Raw genomic sequence first — 19,039 nt, 5'->3', positions numbered from 1 at the left:
GGCGGTGCGGCGTCACCACGCGAGTGCGGCGGTGATGGTGGGATCGGGGGAGGCATCGGCGAACTCGGGGAGAGCCCGCAGCTCTGCGATGAAGGTGTCGACCTCGGCGGCGTATGCCGGGTCAGGGTGGCTGTGCGCGATGTCGAGGAGGGACGGCATGTCCATGGCGAGGATCAGGTCGAGCCGTGCGACGACCGAGGGTCGGGCACCCGCCTCGTGCAGCACACGGATACCGCCGCGCAACGCCGCGAGGTAGTCCCTCAGCACGGGCAGCTGCGCTTTGCCCTGCGTGATCGAGGTGCCGTCGGCCCGGAGTCGCCACTGCACGACGACGTCGGGGATCACATCGAACGCCCGCGCCCGGGTGTACATGAGCTGGGCGACCACCTGGTCCTCGTACGCGATCCCCTCGGGGAAGCGGAGGTCGTGCCAGAACTCGGTGCGGCTCAGCTTGGACCACGCGACGATGTTCGACACCGCCTGCGGGTGAGCCACGAGCGTGGTGCCGAGACGTTCCGGCGAGGTCGCCGCCGTCACCCAGGGCTGCACGCGCCCCGCGACATACGCTGCTCCCTGCGAGCGTGAGCGCACGTAGGCGCCCGCCACGAAGTCGCTCCCGGTCGCTTCGAGTGTGCCCGTCATCCGGGCGAGGGCCCGGGGACGGAGCTCGTCGTCGCCGTCGAGGAACCCCAGGTAAGGCGTGTCGACGAGGTCGAGGGCGATGTTGCGCGCGGCGCCCAGGCCGCGGGATGCGGCATGGCGAATGGTCGTGAACCGGTCGTCGGCGGCGGCCGCCGCGTCGAAGATCGCACCGGTGGCGTCGGTCGAACCGTCGTCGATGAGGATCGCGCGCCATCGAGACTCGGTCTGTGCCCGCAGCGAGTCGAGTGCGGCGGGGGCGAAGGCGGCGATGTCGCGTCCGGGGACGATCACGGTCACGATCGGGGCGGCGGCGGTCACCAGCCGAGTCTATGGCTGTGCATCAGCCTCGCGCCGCGCGCACGGACTCCGCGACGAGCGCAGACAGCCGCTCGGGTGCGTCCTCGGCCAGTTCCTCCCGACCGAAGGTGAACCGGACGGATGTCTGCGCGACCTCGGGAGGCACGCCGCACGCGAGGAGCACATGCGAAGGCTCATCGCTGCCGGCCGCGCACGCCGAGCCACTGGAGGAGATGACTCCGCGACGCTCCAGCTCCAGCAACACGGACTCCCCGCTGGTGCCGGGGAACGTGAAGCTCGCTGTCCCGGGCAGACGGCGCACGGCGTCGCCGGTGAGCGCGGCTTCCGGAACGCTGTTCAGCACGAGGGAGATGAACCGCGCGGTGGCCGAACCCACCCGCGCCGTCACGGTCGCCCGTTCCTGCTCCGCGAGCTCCAGCGCGGTCGCGAGCGCAACAGCCCCGGCGACGTTCTCGGTGCCCGAGCGCCGCCCGCGTTCCTGACCGCCACCGTGCAGCAGCGGCTCGATGGGCACACGTCCGCGCACGGCGAGTGCGCCGATCCCCTTGGGTGCGCCGAGCTTGTGCCCGGCGATCGATGCTGCATCGGCACCGAGCTCGTGCAGGGGAAGCCATCCGGCCGACTGCACGGCGTCGAGGTGGAGGGGCACGCGGACGGCGCGGGTGACGGCCGACAGCGCCGCTGCATCCTGAACGGTGCCGATCTCGTTGTTCGCGTGTCCCACCGAGACCAGCGCGGTGTCGGGGCGGATCGCCGCGGCGACGGCATCCGCAGAGATCCGTCCGCCGGCATCCACCGGCAGCAGGGTCACGTCGACGGAGTGGAAGCGTTTCAGGTACTCGGCCGACTCCAGGATCGATTCGTGCTCGATGGGGGAGATCACCAGGTGTCGTCGCCCGGCCTCGAGGCCTGCGAGCACGATGCCCTTGACCGCGAGGTTGTTCGCCTCTGTGCCGCCTGCGGTGAACACGACATCACCGGCACGCATCCCCAGGACACGTGCGACCCGGGCGCGGGCGTCGTCGAGGGCGCTCGCCGCAGCCTCTCCCGCGGTGTGGTGGCTGGACGGGTTGCCGAACACGCCCGTCAGGTACGGGCGCATCGCCTCCAGCACCTCCGGTCGCACCGGAGAGGTCGCGGCATGGTCGAGGTAGAGCACGATGCTCAGTCGATCCGCAGGTCCAGGCCGAGGTCGAGAGCGCGCGCGGAATGCGTGAGCGCCCCCACCGAGATCACGTCGACGCCGGTGCGTGCGATGTCGCCGACGGTGTCGAGGTTCACGCCTCCGGATGCCTCGACCGTGGCCCGATCGCCGATCAGGGCGACGCCTTCGCGCAGGTCGTCGAGTGAGAAGTTGTCGAGCAGCACGGTGTGGGCGCCGCCGTCGAGGACCGCCGGGATCTGGTCGAGACGGTCGACCTCGACCACGACGTGAGTGGTGTGCGGCAGACGGGACAGTGCCTCGCGCAGCGCTGAGGCGAGGTCGAGGCCGGAGCGGGTGAGCACGGCGAGATGGTTGTCCTTGGCCATCACGGCGTCCGACAGGGAGTACCGGTGGTTGCGGCCGCCGCCGGATTCGACGGCGTGCCGCTCGAACGCACGGAGGCCCGGGGTCGTCTTGCGCGTGTCGGCGATGCGCGCGCGGGTGCCGTCGACAGCCGCGACGTATGCCGCGGTGAGAGTCGCGATGCCGCTCATCCGCTGGGTGAAGTTCAAGGCGACGCGTTCCGCGGTGAGGACGCTGCGCGCCGATCCGGAGACCGAGGCGAGCACGTCACCTGCAGTGAACTCGTCGCCGTCGCCGACGTGCAGGTCGACGGCCAGGGTGGGGTCGGTGAGGGCGAACGCGGCAGCGAAGACCTCACCGCCGCTGAACACCCCCGCCTCGCGCGCGACGAGGTCGGCGGTGGCTGTCGCCTCGGCGGGAAGCAGCGTCGTGCTGGTGAGGTCGCCCCACGGCGCGTCTTCTTCGAGGGCTGCGCCGACGACGCGGGTCAGGGTGGAGCGGGTGAGCATCAGACGGTCTCCAGGATCGATGAGCGGGGGCGGGCCGGCGCGGCGTCCGCGGAGGCTGCGGCGTCGACTCGGTGGTGGGCACCGACCGAGACGGTGCGGTCCAGCGCGGCTGTGGCAGTCACCTCAGCGACGAGCAGAAGGTTGGCATCCTCGTGCTCGGTGGTCGTGGTCGGTGCTGCCAGGGTCGCGGCCCACGTGCGCACAGTGGCCAGTGCGTGTGCGAGGCCGTCGTGGGTGCGCAGCAACCCGACCTCGTCCCACATCAGCTGCTGCAGTGCGGCACGGCTGAAGGCGGGTGCGTCGGATCCGCGGTCCTCCATCGGGTGCGAGACACCGGCAGGGTGCGCGGGCACCCGACGCCAGGGCATCGCCAGGGCAGCAGCGGCCCTCGCACCGAAGACGGCGCCCTCGAGCAGCGAGTTGGACGCCAGACGGTTCGCCCCATGCACGCCGGTGCGGGCGACCTCGCCGACGGCGAAGAGTCCCGGGAGTGTCGTGCGGCCGTCGAGGTCGGTCACGACCCCACCCATCAGGTAGTGCGCCGCCGGTGTCACCGGAATCGGCTCGCGCGACCAGTCGAATCCGCGCTCCCTCGTCACTCGATCGATGGTCGGGAAGCGCGCGGCGAGGGTCTCGGCCCCGAGCATCGTGGCGTCCAGGCCCACCGGCCGCCCCTGCGCGGCCGCCTGTCGCGCGATGGCCCGGGATACGACATCGCGAGGCGCGAGCTCGCCGTCGGGATGGCTGTCGAACGTGAAGCGTCGACCGGTGTCGTCGATCAGGGTCGCACCCTCACCGCGCACGGCCTCCGAGATGAGGAAGGCCGGACCCGACGCCAGGATCGTCGGGTGGAACTGCACGAACTCCAGGTCGGCGACGGCCGCTCCTGCGCGCAGGGCCACGGCGATGCCATCCCCGGTGGCGCCGGTCGGGTTGGTCGTGTGGGCGTAGAGACGGCCCGCGCCACCCGTCGCGAGGATCACCGCGTCGGCGTAGAGCGCGGTGGTGTCCCCGTCACGCAGCACACGGATGCCGTGCACGGTGCCGTCGGCCACGACGAGCTCGGTGAGCAGAGCGTGCTCGACCACGGTGATCGGTGCGCGCCGCACGGCAGCGATCAGCGCCGCGGAGATCGCTGCGCCCGTGGCATCCCCGCCGGCGTGCACGATGCGCGCGTGGCGGTGGGCCGCCTCGCGTCCGAGCTGCAGCGTCCCGTCGGCCGTCCGATCGAACGCGACGCCGCGGGCGATGAGCTCCGCGATCCGCTCAGCCCCCTCGGCCACCAGCACGCCGACCGCTCCCGGGTCCGAGAGACCGGCGCCGGCGTCGATCGTGTCGGCTGCGTGCTGTTGCGCCGAGTCGTCGGGCCCGTAGATGCCCGCGACGCCGCCCTGAGCGAGGCCGGTGGACCCGTCGCCGAGCGATCCCTTGGTGACGAGCGTCACCGCGTGTCCGGCCTCGTGCGCATGGAGCGCCGCCGTGAGACCGGCGATGCCCGAACCGACGACCAGGGTGTTCATCGGGCGCCCGCAGCCACCGGGGGCCTCGCGGCGAGCATCCGCTCCAGCGCCACTCGGGCGGGATCGGCGACGTCGCCGGTGACCGTGATCCGGTTCGGCGTGCGACCGGCGACGAGCTCCTCCAGCACCCAGGCCAGGTAGCCCGGGTGGATGCGGTACATCGTCGAACAGGGGCAGACGACCGGATCCAGGCAGAAGATCTCGTGCTGCGGATACTGCGCCGCGAGTCGGCGCACGAGGTTGATCTCGGTCCCGATGGCGAACGTCGTGGGTTCGGTCGCCGAGTCGATCGCTCGGCGGATGTACTCGGTCGAGCCGGCCTCGTCCGCCGCGTCGACGACCTCCATCGGGCACTCCGGGTGCACGATCACCCGCACGCCGGGGTGGTCGGCGCGGGCCTGCTCGATCTGCCCGACGGTGAAGCGTCGGTGCACGGAGCAGAAGCCGTGCCACAGGATCACCCGGGAATCGACGAGCTCGGCGGCTGAGGAGCCGCCGAGCGCTCGCCGCGGGTTCCACATCGGCATCTGCTCGAGCGGCACGCCCATCGCCTTGGCGGTGTTGCGCCCCAGGTGCTGGTCGGGGAAGAAGAGCACCCGCCGGCCACGCTCGAAGGCCCACTCGAGCACGGTCTGGGCGTTGGACGAGGTGCAGACGATCCCGCCGTGCCGGCCGACGAAGCCCTTGATCGCCGCCGAGGAGTTCATGTAGGTCACGGGGATCACGGGCACGCGGCCGTCGGCGTCGGGGGTGTCGAGATCGCCGAGCACGTCCGCCAGCTGCTCCCAGCACTCCTCGACCTGGTCGATGTCGGCCATGTCGGCCATGGAGCATCCGGCAGCGAGGTTCGGCAGGATCACGGCCTGCTCGGGCTGCGAGAGCAGATCGGCCGTCTCGGCCATGAAGTGCACTCCGCAGAAGACGATGGCCTCGGCGTCGGCTCTGCCCTTGGCCGCCGTGGCGAGCTGGAAGGAGTCGCCGACGTAGTCCGCGTGCCGCACGACCTCTTCCCGCTGGTAGAAGTGGCCGAGGGTCACGACGCGGTCGCCGAGAGTGGCCTTCGCCGCGCGGATGCGTGCGTCGAGTTCGTCTTCGGACGCCTCCCGATACGCGACCGGGAGCTCGCCCTGACGAGGGGATCCTGTGGGGATCACGTCTCCCATCGATGACCCGGGCCCGTATCCGGGGCGGGAATCGAAGTCCCACGGCCCGGCGGCCAGGTCTGTGGCGCAGGTCGGGTCGGTGGACGCGCCGGCGACGATCGCCTGGATCGCGTGGTCCACCGAGGCGTCCAGCGGCGGGACGGCGGGAGCGGGGACGAAGGTGATGCTCATCGGGTGCTCGTTTCTTCGGGACCGAGGGGGCCGCGGTCGGCCAACTCGACATCGGTGTTGTCGCGGTACAGACGTGCAGGACGGTGGCTTCCCGTGCGGAAGCGATCGGTGGGGAGTAGATTCCCCGCCGACTCCACCTGGCGGCGGAAGTTGGCGGGATCGAGGTTCTTGCCGAGGATCGACTCATACGCCTCGCGCAGCTCCGCCAGCGTGAACTCGGCCGGCAGGAAGCCCTGGGCGACCCGGCTGTAACCGACCTTGTTGCGTAGGCGCCAGAGGGCGTATTCGACGATCTTGGCGTGGTCGAAGGCCAGCGGGGGCAACTGATCGACGTCGAACCAGCGCACGTTCTCGGGCGCATGACCGGATGCCCGGTGGGCCGAGATCTGCGCGGTCACGTCATCCTGTCGCAGCAGTGCCCAGTACACGATCGAGACGACCCGGGTGGGGGAGCGGTCGACGGCACCGAAGGCGTACAGCTGCTCCAGGTAGCTGGGGGCGAGACCGGTCGTCTCGGCGAGGGTGCGGGCCGCGGCGTCGACGGGCGACTCGGTGGCAGTGAGCCAGCCTCCGGGGAGGGCCCACTGTTCGGCGAAGGGTTCGCGGGTGCGCAGGACGAGGGGCAGCGCGAGGACGGCGCGTGCGTCGTCGGTACGCCGCAGCGTCAGGATGACCGTCGAGACGGCTACCCGGATCTCCCCGCTTTGAGTCATAGACACCTTAACCTCCGCTCTCGATCTTAGTGTCATCGAGACCCTTAGTGCGCGCATGTGACGCCTTCTCGCGTCGAGGCCGAAACGTTATCTGGCACGCTCCGGGAGGGTTGTCTACTCGCATCGGGGTTTGTTAGGTTACTGTCCTAACAAACCCCCTCCCCGGGAGAGGCCGACCAGGCAACTCCTCGGGCCCCACGAACCCCACAGTCGGGGTTCCCGCTCCGTCCGGAGCGATCCCTCCTGCAGTGCAGCACCGAGAGGAAACAAGAGAAATGATCCGAAACGGAAAGCGCAGAATCGCGCTCACCGCGATCGCCGGAGCGTCCGTCCTCGCCATGGGCCTCACCGCCTGCGGCACCGGCGGCGGCGACGACGGCAATGCCGACAGCGACCGCGCCCTTCGCGTCTGGGCCGGCAGCCAGACGCCGATCGCCGCGAACTACAACCCGTTCGCGCCCACCGTGCTCCACGGTGCGCTCGGCCCCATCTACGAGCCGCTGTTCTTCTACAACAAGACCGCCGACACCGAGCCCGTCGGCCTGATCGGCGACACCTTCGAGTACAACGAGGACGGCACGGTGATCACGATCGCCATCAAGCCCGACCTCAAGTGGAGCGACGGCGAGCCCCTCACCGCGAAGGACGTCGCGTTCTCGTTCAAGTACGAGGCCAACAACCCCGAGGGCAACGGCCTGGTCTCCGCCGAGGCCACCGACGACACCACCGTCGTGCTGACGTACTCGTCCGCGCAGTACACGACCGAGTTCCAGCGTCTCGGCTCGACGTACATCCTCCCCGAGCACATCTGGGCCGACGTCACCGACTTCGCGAACTTCGCCAACGAGGAGCCCGTCGGCTCCGGCGCATACGTCGTCGAGAAGACGACCAGCGAGTCGTACACCCTCGTCGCGAACGAGAACTTCCGCGACGCCGACAAGCTCGGCGTCAAGAAGGTCCAGTACATCGCGGTCGACAACAACCAGACCGCGCAGGACCTGCTCGCCGCCGGCGAGCTCGACTGGACCGGCATGTTCATCCCGAACCCCGACGATGTGACGGGCAACGGGAAGATCGACTGGATCAACACCCCTCAGGACCCGACCGTCCTGTACACGTGCTCGAACGCAGAGCTCGGCTGCACCGGTCCGCAGACCGACGTCGCCGTGCGTCAGGCGCTCAACGCAGCGATCGACCGCGCCACCATCAAGGACAAGGCGTTCGTCGGGCTCACCGGTGACATCTCTCCGACATACGCCCTGCTGCCCCGCGACGAGAAGTGGGTCGCTGATCCCGCCAACGAGGTCAGCCCGCAGGAGGCGAACGTCGCAGAGGCGGACGCGATCCTCGAGGCCGCCGGCTACACGAAGGACGGCGACTTCTACGCGAAGGGCGGCGTGCCGCTCGAGCTGACGCTGACCTCGGTCGACGGCTGGACGGACTACAACGATGCCGCCAAGCTGATCGCCGAGCAGGCGGCCGCAGCCGGCATCAAGATCAACGTCTCCACCGTGCAGTGGCAGGAGTTCTCCGACTCCCGTCAGGGTGGAGAGTTCCAGCTCATCGTCGGCGGCATGATCGGCACGTCGGTTGCGGACCCGTTCCAGATCTACCGTGACTGGTTCGGCGGCACCGCGGTGCAGTCGACGAGCCCCGTCGGCTCCGAGGTCCCGGCCGGTCGCTGGAACTTCAGCCGGTACAACAACCCGAAGGTCGACGCTGCCGTGCAGGCCGCGATCAGCACCGATGACGAGGCCGAGAAGAAGGAGCTGTACGGCACGATCCAGACCGAGATCGTCCGCGACCTGCCCTACATCCCGCTGGTGATCAACGCGACCCAGACCTTCTACAACACGAAGGACTTCACGGGTTGGCCGACGGAGGAGGACCTCTACGCCTTCCCGCCGTCCTGGGGCGCGATCGCGGCAGGCTACGTCCTGACGCAGCTGCAGCCGGCCAAGTAATCAAGAGGAGACGGGAAGCAGGAAGTCAGGAAAGAGTGACATGAAGTTCTATGCACGAAGAATCGGGTTCTACGCGTTCACGCTGTGGGCCGCGATCTCTCTCAACTTCCTGCTTCCCCGTCTCATGCCGGGGAACCCCGCCGACATCATGATCGCCAAGATGCAGCGGGCCGGCGGCGAGATCTCGGAGACGACGATCCGCAACATCAAGCTCCTGCTCGGTGGCGACGACTCCTCGCTCTGGGACCAGTACCTGGCGTACTGGGGCCGCATGTTCCGCGGTGACCTCGGGATCTCGGTCACGAAGTACCCGACCCCGGTGACCGAGCTGATCGCCGGGGCCCTGCCGTGGACACTCGTCCTGGTCGGCACGGCGACCGTCATCTCGTTCGTCCTCGGCGTCGCACTCGGTGCCTGGGCCGGATGGAAGCGGGGCACCTGGGTCGACCACGTGATCCCGGCGACCACCGTGCTGCAGTCCATCCCGTACTTCTGGCTGGCGCTGATCCTGGTGTCGGTGTTCGCGGTCGGACTCGGCTGGTTCCCGATCTTCGGGGGTTACGACGTGTTCGACTTCCCGGACGGGCCGGAGCCCACCTGGGCCTTCTTCTCCGACGCGTTCGCGCACTCGCTGCTTCCGGCGATCACGATCGTGATCAGCTCCGTGGGCGGCTGGCTGTTCGGCATGCGCAACATGATGGTCGCCACCCTCGCCGAGGATTACGTCCTCACCGCCGAGGCCAAGGGCCTCCGGCACCGCCGCATCATGACGACGTACGCCGCGAGGAACGCGGCCATCCCGTCGATCGCCGGATTCTCGATCACGCTCGGCTTCGTCGTCTCCGGCTCCATCGTCATGGAGCAGGTGTTCACGTATCCGGGCATCGGCAAACTGATGTTCCAGGCCGTCACGAACAACGACTATGCACTGATGCAGGGCCTGTTCCTGGTGATCACCATCACGGTGCTCGCCGCCAACTTCTTCATGGACCTCGTCTATGGCTTCATCGACCCGAGGGCGCGCCAGAATGTCTGATCCGCAGAACACCGCCGGTCTCCTGACCGTCGAGGACGCGCCCATGACGGCGCCGGCCAGCACCGTCTCACTCGCGACGCAGAGCCGAGGCCGCAAGCGGCGCATCCTGCCGAGCACATCGCCGAAGTTCATCGTCGGCTCGCTCCTCGTGCTCGCGATCGTGCTGTTCGCGATCATCGCGCCGTTCTTCACGCAGAACCCGCGCAGCACCGACAACCCCGCACTGCAGCCGCCGTCGGCCGAGCACTGGCTGGGCACCACGAAGCTCGGCAACGACATGTTCGCCCAGCTCGCGATCGGTGCTCAGGGATCGCTCATGGTCGGATTGATCGCCAGCGTGATCGCGATCGTGCTGTCGCTCGTCTTCGGTGTCCTCGCCGGATACCTGGGCGGCTGGCGCGAAGACGGACTCGCCCTCATCACCAACGTGATGATCGTCATCCCCGCCTTGCCGCTGGTCATGGTGATCGCCTCCTTCGTGCCGCAGCGCACCTGGCAACTGGTCGCGATCTTCCTCGGCATCACCTCCTGGGCCGGCGCCGCCTACGTCCTGCGCCTCCAGACCCGTTCCCTCCGCACGCGCGACTACGTCTACGCCTCGAAGGTGGCCGGCGAGCGGTCGCTCCGCGTGATCCTCGTCGAGATCATGCCGAACCTCCTGCCGCTGCTGACCGCGCAGTTCCTCTTCGCTCTGATCTTCGCGATCCTCGGCGAGGCCGGGCTGTCGTACCTGGGGCTCGGACCGACGGACTCGATCACCTGGGGAACCATCCTCAACGACGCCCAGTCCGGTCAGGCACTCGGCCGCGGAGCGTGGTGGTGGTTCGTGCCGCCGGGCATCATGATCGCCATCCTCGGCGCCGGCCTCGCGCTGATCAACTTCGCGATCGATGAGGTCATCAACCCGAAACTGCGCAACGCGCCCGATGCCGCGCGCCGTGTGCGCAAGGCCGCGAAGACCAAGGGGGTCACCGCATGAGCGAGCCGGTGCTGACGGCGCGGAATGTGTCGATCGAGTACGAGGTCGACCCGCCGGTGAAGGCTGTGCGCGACGTGTCCCTGACACTGAACCGGGGAGAGATCCTGGGCCTCGCGGGGGAGTCCGGCTGCGGCAAGACGACCCTGGCCTATGGGATGAACCGCCTCCTCAAGGCGCCTGCCCTGATGACGGCGGGGGAGATCGTCTTCCATGACCGCGACGGTCATGACATCGACATCGTCGGCCTCGACGGCGAGGGCCTCCGGGCGTTCCGGTGGGACAAGATCTCGATGGTCTTCCAGGGTGCGATGAACTCGCTCAACCCGGTGATCTCGGTCAAGGCGCAGATCTTCGACATCTTCGACACGCATCGCCCCGGTATGGGCAAGAAGGCGAAGACCGCGCGGGCAGAAGAACTGCTCACCCTGGTCGGCGTCGACCCGAACCGCCTGACGAGCTTTCCGCACGAGCTCTCGGGCGGCATGCGGCAGCGGATGATGATCGCGATGGCGCTCGCCCTCGATCCGCAGGTGATGATCATGGACGAGCCGACGACCGCGCTCGACGTGGTGGTGCAGCGCGGGATCATCCGCGAGATCATGCGGTTGCGCGAGAAGCTCGGGTTCGCGGTGATCTTCATCACCCACGACCTGCCCATGCTGATCGAGATCAGCGACCGGATCGCGATCATGCTGCAGGGACAGATCGTCGAAGAGGGCACGGCGGAGGAGATCTACCGGACCCCGCAGCACGAGTACACGAAACGGCTGCTGTCGAGCTTCCCGTCGCTCAAGGGCGAACGGGGCGACTTCGTCCGCACCGGTGTCAGCCAGGAGGGCGTCCGATGAGCGCGAACACGACCGCCACGACCACGCCGCAGCCGGCGCGGTTGGAGGCGCGGAACCTGGTGAAGGACTTCCCCCTGCGCTCCGGTTTCAAGACGAACATCCTGCACGCGGTGAAAGACGTGTCCTTCACGATCGAGGCGGGTAAGACGGTCGCGCTGGTCGGCGAATCGGGGTCGGGGAAGTCGACGATCGCGCGGATGCTCATGAAGCTGGAGACCCCCACCAGCGGGGAGATCCTGTTGGACGGGAAACCGTCCGGAACCCGCGGCCGGGCGCTGGAACGCTACCGCGCCGATGTGCAGATGGTGTTCCAGGATCCGTTCGCTTCGCTCAACCCTTTCCACACGATCGTGCATCACCTCGAGCGCCCGATCCGCCTGCACCATCCGGAGCTTTCTCGTGGCGAGGTGCGGGAGCGGGCCGTGGAGCTGCTGGAGCGCGTCCGGCTCACGCCGGGGGACAGCTACGCCGATCGCCGCCCGCACGAGCTGTCCGGCGGGCAGCGTCAGCGCGTCGCGATCGCGCGGGCACTGGCTCCCGGAGCACGGTTCATCGTCGCGGACGAGCCGGTGTCGATGCTCGACGTCTCGATCCGTCTCGGGGTGCTGAACCTGCTCGCGGACCTGCAACGCGAGGAGAACCTCGGCGTCCTGTACATCACCCACGACCTGGCGACCGCGAGGCACTTCTCGGACGAGATCATGGTGCTGTACAAGGGAGATGTCGTGGAACGCGGGCCTGCGGACGAGGTCATCCTCAACCCGCAGCACGAATACACCAAGACGCTTCTGGGCGCCGCACCCGAGCCCGACAACCTCGGCCGCCTCCGCGACGAGGTGCGCGCCGAGCTCGGCATCGCGCACTGACGCCCTGCCAGACCGCTTTCGAATCGCGCGAATGGTCCTCTCGGAGCCCCGAGTGGGACCATTCCCGCGATTCGAACGCGCGTCCCGGAAACCCGGCGCCAGGGATCGGACGGGCTAGACTGAACCCACAATTGAAGACAGGCCGAATGAACCACGCGGGAGAGCCCCGGCGAACGCAGCCGGGCACCGAAGGAGCAAGCCTCCCCGCCAATCTCTCAGGTACGCGTACCGCGCGGTTCCGGCCACTCTGAAAAGCGATCCCGCGAAACTGCGGATCCGCCGACGGTGAAAACCCCGCCTCCGTGAACGGGTGAAGCTCTCAGGCCTATGACAGAGGGGGAGTTCCGAGGAGCGGCGATGCCGCCGTTCCGCCCGTCACAGCCCGGGAGAACTCCATGTCCGACCCCCGCTACACCCCGCTGCGTGAACGCCATGAGGCGCTCGGCGCGTCGTTCACCGACTTCGGCGGCTGGCAGATGCCGGTGCGCTACACCTCCGACCTCGCCGAGCACCACGCCGTGCGGAACGCCGCCGGCATCTTCGACATCTCGCACATGGCGGAGTTCCTCGTCACGGGTGAGAAGGCAGCGGAGTTCCTCGATTTCGCACTCGCCGGCCGCATCTCCGCGATGCCGGTGGGCAAGGCGAAGTACTCGCTGATGCTGGCGGCGAACGGCGGCATCGTCGACGATGTCATCGCGTACCGGTTGGCGGACGACCGCTACCTCGTGATCGCGAACGCCGGCAACCGCGGCTTCGTCGACTCCGCGTTCGCGAAGCGCGTCCGCGACTTCCCCTCGCTCATCGAGCGCGAGCTGCCACCGCTGACGCCGGGGGAGGACCGCAGCTTCGCCGGCTTCCTCGGCGACCGCGGCGTCGATGTGGAAGATGTGTCGGACTCTTACGCGCTGCTCGCCGTGCAGGGGCCCGCTGCGGAGGCGATCCTCGAGGCGACCCTCGGCCTCACCGAGTTGAGCACGCCGTGGGCCGATCAGAAGTACTACGCGTGGGCCGACGCGCGCTTCCTCGGTGAGCCGCTGCTCATCGCCCGCACGGGATACACGGGCGAAGACGGCTTCGAACTGCTCGTCTCGGCGGCTGACGCGCCCGCCCTGTGGGACGCGCTGGTCTCGGCCGGCGAACCGCACGGTCTCGTGCCCGCCGGTCTCGCGGCGCGCGACACCCTTCGCCTCGAGGCGGGCATGCCGCTGTACGGACACGAGCTGAGCCTCGACACACTGCCCGTCCAGGCCGGCCTCGGACGCGTCGTCGTGACTGCCAAGGACCAGTTCGTCGGCAAGGAAGCGCTCGTCGCCGTCGAGCAGGCCGGCGCATCCGACGCCCCCGTGCTGGTCGGCCTCGTCGCCGAGGGCAAGCGCGCCGGGCGCGCCGGCTACGCCGTCGTCGACGGCGAAGGGGAGAAGCTCGGTGAGATCACCAGCGGAGCCCTCAGCCCGACTCTCGGCCATCCGATCGCGATGGCCTACGTGCACCCTTCTTCCGCTGAAGAGGGAACAGCAGTATTCCTTGATGTGCGGGGGACCAGGATCCCCGCGACCGTGACCGCCCTGCCTTTCTATCGGAGGACCAAATGACCGACCTCGCCGCCCTCAGCTACACCGAAGAACACGAGTGGATCGCCGCTGACGGCGACACCGTGACGATCGGCATCACCGACTACGCCGCCGAGAAGCTGGGCGACGTCGTGTTCGTCGAGCTCCCCGCCGTCGGCGCCGAGGTCACCGCCGGCTCCGTCGTGGGTGAGATCGAATCCACGAAGTCGGTCGGCGAGCTCTACGCGCCGGTCACCGGCACGGTCGTCGAGATCAACGACGCGGCCGTCGACGACCCGTCGCTCGTCAACTCCGCACCGTTCGAGGGCGGCTGGCTGCTCAAGGTCACCGTCGCCGCCGGTGCGCTCGACGGTCTGCTCGACCGCGACGCCTACGTCGCGCTGACGGAGGGCTGATTCACCAGTGGTCACTTTCGCCGATCGTCACATCGGACCCACGGATGCTGCGCAGCGCACGATGCTCGCCGCCCTCGGTCTCGACACCGCCGGAGCGGACGACGCGCTGAGCCCGGTCGAGGCGCTGATGCGTCAGGCCGTGCCGGCGTCGATCTACACCGGTCCGTCTCCCGAAGCCGAGGGGGGAACGCCGTCTCGCATCCCCGCGGCAGCGAGTGAGACCGAGGCGCTCGCAGAGTTGCGGACCCTCGCGTCCCGCAACACCGTGAACCGCCCGATGATCGGCCTCGGCTATTACGGGACCATCACGCCGCAGGTGATCCAGCGCAACGTGCTGGAGAATCCGTCCTGGTACACGGCGTACACGCCCTACCAGCCGGAGATCTCGCAGGGTCGTCTCGAGGCGCTCATCAACTTCCAGACCATGGTCTCCGACCTCACGGGGCTCACCACGGCCAACGCCTCGATGTTGGACGAGTCCACGGCCGTCGTCGAGGGGATGCTGCTGGCGCGGCGCGCCTCGAAGTCGTCGTCGAACGTGTTCGCCGTCGACGCCGACGCACTGCCGCAGACCAGGGCGATGCTCGCGACCCGCGCGGAAGCCCTCGGGATCGAGATCGTGTCCGTCGACTTCGCTGCGGGGGAGGAGCTTCCCGGTGATCTCTTCGGTGTCTTCGTCCAGTACCCGGGCGCATCGGGTCGGGTCTGGGATCCGTCCGCCGTGTTCGACGCCGCGCACCTCGCGGGTGGACTGGCCGTCGCAGCGGCGGATCTGCTCGCGCTCACACTGATCGCGTCGCCCGGGTCGCTCGGCGCGGATGTGGCCGTCGGCACGACGCAGCGCTTCGGAGTGCCGATGGGCTTCGGGGGGCCGCATGCCGGCTACATGGCCGTCCGCTCGGGCCTGGAGCGTCAGTTGCCGGGCCGGCTGGTCGGGGTGTCGGTGGATGCCGACGGCAAGCCCGCGTACCGTCTCTCTCTGCAGACGCGCGAGCAGCACATCCGCCGTGAGAAGGCGACGTCGAACATCTGCACCGCCCAGGTGCTGCTGGCCGTGATGGCGGCGATGTACGCGGTCTATCACGGCCCGGATGGGCTCCGCGCGATCGCCTCAGAAGCAGCCACGAAGGCGGCCCTGCTCGGTACCTGGCTCACCGAGGCGGGCGCCGAGGTCGTGCACGACGCGTTCTTCGACACGGTCACGGTGCGGGTGCCGGGGCGTGCGGCCGAGCACGCCGCGCAGGCGCGCGACGGATACGGCATCCTGCTCCGCGTGGCCGATGCCGACACGATCGGCATCTCGGTCGATGAGACCACCACGGTGACCGAGCTGCATCAGGTGGCGATGGTCTTCGGCGGCGCGCAGGAGCGTGCATTCGGCTTCCTGCAGCGTGGCAGCAACTCCCTCCCGTCGGACCTGGGGCGTCAGGACGAGTACCTCACGCACCCGGTGTTCCACGCACACCGCAGCGAGACTGCCATGATGCGGTATCTGAAGAGCCTCGCCGACCGCGACTACGCGCTCGACCGCGGCATGATCCCGCTGGGCTCCTGCACGATGAAGCTCAATGCGGCCACCGAGATGGCGGCGATCACGTGGCCCGAGTTCGCGGGCATCCACCCGTTCGCTCCGGCGGCCGATGTGCAGGGCTACCTCGAGCTCATCGATCAGCTCGAGGGTTGGCTCGCCGAGGTCACCGGGTACGACGCGGTGTCGCTGCAGCCGAACGCGGGCTCGCAGGGTGAACTCGCGGGGCTGCTCGCGATCCGCGGCTACCACCACGCCAACGGCGACCAGCACCGCACGATCTGCCTGATCCCGTCTTCGGCCCACGGCACCAACGCCGCATCGGCCGTCCTCGCCGGTATGAAGGTCGTGGTCGTCGCGACCGACGAGCTCGGCAACGTCGACCTCGACGATCTGCGCGCGAAGATCGCGCTGCACGCCGATGACCTCTCGGCTCTGATGATCACCTACCCCTCCACACACGGCGTGTACGAGGAGCAGGTGGTCGACATCACCGCAGCCGTGCACGACGCCGGTGGGCAGGTCTACGTCGACGGCGCGAACCTCAACGCTCTGCTCGGCTACGCGCGCTTCGGCGACCTGGGTGGCGACGTCTCGCACCTCAACCTGCACAAGACGTTCGCGATCCCGCACGGCGGCGGCGGCCCCGGCATCGGTCCGGTGGCGGCGAAGGCCCACCTCGCGCCGTTCCTGCCCTCGCACCCGCTCGCCCAGAGCGCGGAGCACTTCGGCGGGTACACGTTCGACGGCGGAGTCATCTCGGCAGCCCCGTACGGCTCGGCCGGGATCCTGCCGATCTCGTGGGCGTATGTGCGGATGATGGGTGCCGACGGACTGCGTCGCGCCACCGCGGCAGCCGTGCTCTCCGCCAACTACATGGCGGAGCGGCTCGGTTCCCACTTCCCGGTGCTCTACACGGGCGAGAACGGGCGGGTGGCTCACGAGTGCATCCTCGATCTGCGTCCGCTCAAGGAGGCCACCGGCATCACGGTCGACGATGTCGCCAAACGCCTCATCGACTACGGCTTCCACGCGCCGACCATGTCGTTCCCGGTCGCGGGCACGCTGATGGTCGAGCCGACCGAGTCGGAGGACCTCGACGAGATCGAGCGCTTCATCGAGGCCATGGTCATGATCAAGGCCGAGGCGGAGGGGGTCGCCGCCGGTCGCTGGCCGGCCGACGACAACCCGCTCGTGCACGCGCCGCACACCGCGGTCTCGCTCATCGCGGGGGAGTGGAATCATGCGTACTCGCGGGAAGAGGCGGCGTACCCCGTGCGCGCCCTCATCGCGGGCAAGTACTGGCCGCCGGTGCGTCGCATCGACCAGGCATACGGCGACCGCAACCTGGTCTGCGCCTGCCCTCCGGTGGAGGCTTTCGCCTGAGTCTCGTGCTCATGTGAGCAGACGGTGCTGCACCCCTGTTGTGGGGTGCGGCACCGTCTCTCTTTTCCCGGTGTTTCGGCCTTGTTACGTATGGTCACCACTCAGTAACAGTTCGTTAGCTGAGCGTCTCGGGCGAAGAGGTGCGGGTTACGCTCAGGTATCCCTGCCCGCTCGATGGTGAGTGTGCAGAATCCCCGTGTCCACAGGAGGACAAAAGTGAAAAGAAACAGGACTGCCCTCGCGGGCACCGCTCTGCTCGCCGTCGGCGCTATCGCGCTCGCAGGCTGCGCATCCGGCGGCGATAACGGCAGTGGTGAAGAAGGCGGCGAAGCGTCGACCGGAATCGTCACGGTTCAGAGCAACGAGCCTCAGAACCCGCTCCTCCCCGCCGTGACCAACGAGGTCGGTGGCGGACTCGTTCTGCAGAACATCTTCGCCGGTCTCGTCTACTACGAAGCCGACGGCGCCCTCGCCAACGACCTCGCCGACTCGATCGAGTCGGACGACAACCAGACCTGGACCATCAAGATCAAGGAGGGTGAGAAGTTCAGCGACGACACCCCCGTGACCGCTGAGTCCTTCGTCGAGGCATGGCAGTACGCCGCCTCCGACCCCGCCTTCGAGAACCAGTGGTGGTTCGCCAACTTCTCCGGCTACAGCGCCGACGCCGTGAAGGAAGACTCCCTCGCTCTCGAGGTCGTCGACGACACGACGTTCACGGTCGAGCTCGCCGCTCCGCAGTCGGACTTCCCGACCACTCTGGGCTACCAGGTGTTCGCGCCGCTCCCCGAGTCGTTCTTCGACGACCCCGAGGCGTTCGGCCAGGCTCCGGTCGGCAACGGCCCGTACGTGCTCGACAAGTGGGAGCACGACTCCGTGATCTCGCTGCTTCCGAACGAGAGCTACGACGGTCCGCGCAAGGCGAAGAACGGCGGAGTCGACCTCGCCATGTACGCGACCGCCGAGGCCGCATACACCGACCTGCTCTCGGACAACCTCGACGTGCTCAACCCCGGCGTGCCGCCGACGGCTCTGGCCACGTACAAGGACGACCTGGGCGACCGTGCCGTCGACCAGCCGGCCGCGATCTGGGAAGGCCTGACCATCCCGGCCCGCCTCGCCCACTTCGGCAATGACGAAGAGGGCAACCTGCGTCGTCAGGCCATCTCCTACGCGATCGACCGCGAACAGGTCACAGACGTGATCTTCGAGGGCACCCGCACGCCGGCCGTCGACTACACCTCGCCGGTCATCGCGGGCTGGAACGACGAGATCGCCGGTTCCGAGGTCACGCACGCCGACGCCGACAAGGCGAAGGACCTGTGGGCTCAGGCCGACGCCATCTCCCCGTGGAGCGGCACGTTCACCATCGCGTACAACGCCGACGGTGGACACCAGGCGTGGGTCGACGCGGTGTCGAACCAGATCAAGAACACGCTGGGCATCGACGCCGCCGGTCAGTCCTTCCCCGACCTGGCGACGCTCCGCGAGGAGATCAAGAACCGCACGCTGAACGCGGCGACGCGTTCGGGCTGGCAGTTCGACTACCCGGGTGCCTACAACATCCTGGGCGCGCTGTTCATCACGGGTGCCGGTTCCAACGACGGCGACTACTCGAACCCCGAGTACGACGAGCTCGTGACGAAGGGCTCCACGGCGCCCTCGGTCGAAGAGGGCAACAAGCTCTTCGAGCAGGCGCAGGAGGTCCTGTTCACGGACCTTCCCGTCCTGCCGCTCTGGTACCGCTCGACCAACGCCGGTTTCTCCACGCTCGTCGACAACGTCGAGTACGGCTGGGACAGCTGGCCGATCGTGTACGAGATCACCAAGGCCGGCGAGTAACACTCCCGCTCTGATCTGAACCCGCCGTGCGGGGCGATGCGCAAGCGTCGCCCCGCACGGCGCGGTTGAGTTCACGCT

General features: G+C 68.5%; 15 protein-coding genes and 2 riboswitches. Of the genes, 9 read left to right on the top strand and 6 right to left on the bottom strand.

The features are described 5' to 3' along the window. Window positions 1-12: 12 nt before the first annotated feature. The 6 genes from BQ2383_RS12155 to BQ2383_RS12130 are packed head-to-tail and all read right to left on the bottom strand — an operon-like array spanning window position 13 to window position 6,543. Window positions 13-960: a glycosyltransferase family 2 protein gene (locus BQ2383_RS12155; protein ID WP_091034193.1), complete on the bottom strand. Its 948-nt coding sequence runs from the start codon at window positions 958-960 to the stop codon at window positions 13-15. Between the two features lie 22 nt (window positions 961-982). Next, window positions 983-2,119 carry a cysteine desulfurase family protein gene (locus BQ2383_RS12150; RefSeq protein ID WP_091034191.1) on the bottom strand — a complete coding sequence of 379 codons (1,137 nt, stop codon included), beginning with the start codon at window positions 2,117-2,119 and terminating at the stop codon, window positions 983-985. 5 nt (window positions 2,120-2,124) lie between these two features. Further along, window positions 2,125-2,976: a carboxylating nicotinate-nucleotide diphosphorylase gene (gene nadC, locus BQ2383_RS12145; protein ID WP_091034187.1), complete on the bottom strand. Its 852-nt coding sequence runs from the start codon at window positions 2,974-2,976 to the stop codon at window positions 2,125-2,127. Continuing rightward, window positions 2,976-4,496, bottom strand: coding sequence for an L-aspartate oxidase (nadB, locus tag BQ2383_RS12140; protein ID WP_091034184.1), 1,521 nt, complete (start codon window positions 4,494-4,496; stop codon window positions 2,976-2,978). The genes nadC and nadB overlap by 1 nt, the downstream gene beginning before the upstream one ends. Continuing rightward, a complete protein-coding gene (nadA, locus tag BQ2383_RS12135) occupies window positions 4,493-5,830 on the bottom strand; it encodes a quinolinate synthase NadA (protein WP_091034182.1) in 1,338 nt (445 codons plus the stop codon). Before nadA ends, nadB begins: the two co-directional genes overlap by 4 nt. Further along, window positions 5,827-6,543, bottom strand: a complete 717-nt coding sequence (locus BQ2383_RS12130) for an NUDIX hydrolase (RefSeq protein WP_091034179.1) — start codon at window positions 6,541-6,543, stop codon at window positions 5,827-5,829. Before BQ2383_RS12130 ends, nadA begins: the two co-directional genes overlap by 4 nt. A gap of 275 nt (window positions 6,544-6,818) precedes the next feature. Between BQ2383_RS12130 and BQ2383_RS12125 the strand changes: the two genes are divergently transcribed. The 9 genes from BQ2383_RS12125 (at window position 6,819) to BQ2383_RS12085 (ending at window position 18,961) form a co-directional block, all read left to right on the top strand. Next, entirely contained in the window at window positions 6,819-8,507 is a 1,689-nt protein-coding gene (locus tag BQ2383_RS12125) for an ABC transporter substrate-binding protein (RefSeq protein ID WP_091034177.1), read from the top strand. 40 nt (window positions 8,508-8,547) lie between these two features. Then, window positions 8,548-9,543: an ABC transporter permease gene (locus BQ2383_RS12120; RefSeq protein WP_091034174.1), complete on the top strand. Its 996-nt coding sequence runs from the start codon at window positions 8,548-8,550 to the stop codon at window positions 9,541-9,543. Further along, complete coding sequence (locus tag BQ2383_RS12115) at window positions 9,536-10,522, top strand: ABC transporter permease (RefSeq protein ID WP_091034171.1); 987 nt, start codon at window positions 9,536-9,538, stop codon at window positions 10,520-10,522. The genes BQ2383_RS12120 and BQ2383_RS12115 overlap by 8 nt, the downstream gene beginning before the upstream one ends. Further along, complete coding sequence (locus tag BQ2383_RS12110; protein WP_029262918.1) at window positions 10,519-11,370, top strand: ABC transporter ATP-binding protein; 852 nt, start codon at window positions 10,519-10,521, stop codon at window positions 11,368-11,370. Before BQ2383_RS12115 ends, BQ2383_RS12110 begins: the two co-directional genes overlap by 4 nt. Beyond that, on the top strand, window positions 11,367-12,236 hold the full coding sequence (locus BQ2383_RS12105; protein WP_091034169.1) for an ABC transporter ATP-binding protein: 870 nt from the start codon (window positions 11,367-11,369) through the stop codon (window positions 12,234-12,236). Before BQ2383_RS12110 ends, BQ2383_RS12105 begins: the two co-directional genes overlap by 4 nt. A gap of 146 nt (window positions 12,237-12,382) precedes the next feature. Next, window positions 12,383-12,477, top strand: a riboswitch (glycine riboswitch). A 1-nt stretch (window position 12,478) separates the two neighbouring features. Next, window positions 12,479-12,577, top strand: a riboswitch (glycine riboswitch). A gap of 54 nt (window positions 12,578-12,631) precedes the next feature. Further along, window positions 12,632-13,831 carry a glycine cleavage system aminomethyltransferase GcvT gene (locus BQ2383_RS12100; protein WP_091034166.1) on the top strand — a complete coding sequence of 400 codons (1,200 nt, stop codon included), beginning with the start codon at window positions 12,632-12,634 and terminating at the stop codon, window positions 13,829-13,831. Beyond that, window positions 13,828-14,205 (top strand): glycine cleavage system protein GcvH, encoded by a 378-nt coding sequence (gene gcvH / locus BQ2383_RS12095; RefSeq protein ID WP_091034164.1) that lies wholly within the window; start codon window positions 13,828-13,830, stop codon window positions 14,203-14,205. The genes BQ2383_RS12100 and gcvH overlap by 4 nt, the downstream gene beginning before the upstream one ends. Window positions 14,206-14,266: 61 nt before the next feature. After that, window positions 14,267-17,119 (top strand): aminomethyl-transferring glycine dehydrogenase, encoded by a 2,853-nt coding sequence (gcvP, locus tag BQ2383_RS12090; protein WP_244176010.1) that lies wholly within the window; start codon window positions 14,267-14,269, stop codon window positions 17,117-17,119. A gap of 216 nt (window positions 17,120-17,335) precedes the next feature. Next, the gene (locus BQ2383_RS12085) at window positions 17,336-18,961 is read left to right on the top strand and encodes a peptide ABC transporter substrate-binding protein (RefSeq protein WP_244176005.1); all 1,626 of its coding nucleotides are present in this window, start codon (window positions 17,336-17,338) and stop codon (window positions 18,959-18,961) included. Window positions 18,962-19,039 lie beyond the last annotated feature (78 nt).

The sequence above is a fragment of the Microbacterium oxydans genome (assembly GCF_900095745.1).
Taxonomy (GTDB): domain Bacteria; phylum Actinomycetota; class Actinomycetes; order Actinomycetales; family Microbacteriaceae; genus Microbacterium; species Microbacterium oxydans_B.
The sequence above is the reverse complement of the archived record's forward strand: the minus strand, read 5'-3'. Positions and strand labels throughout refer to the sequence as shown.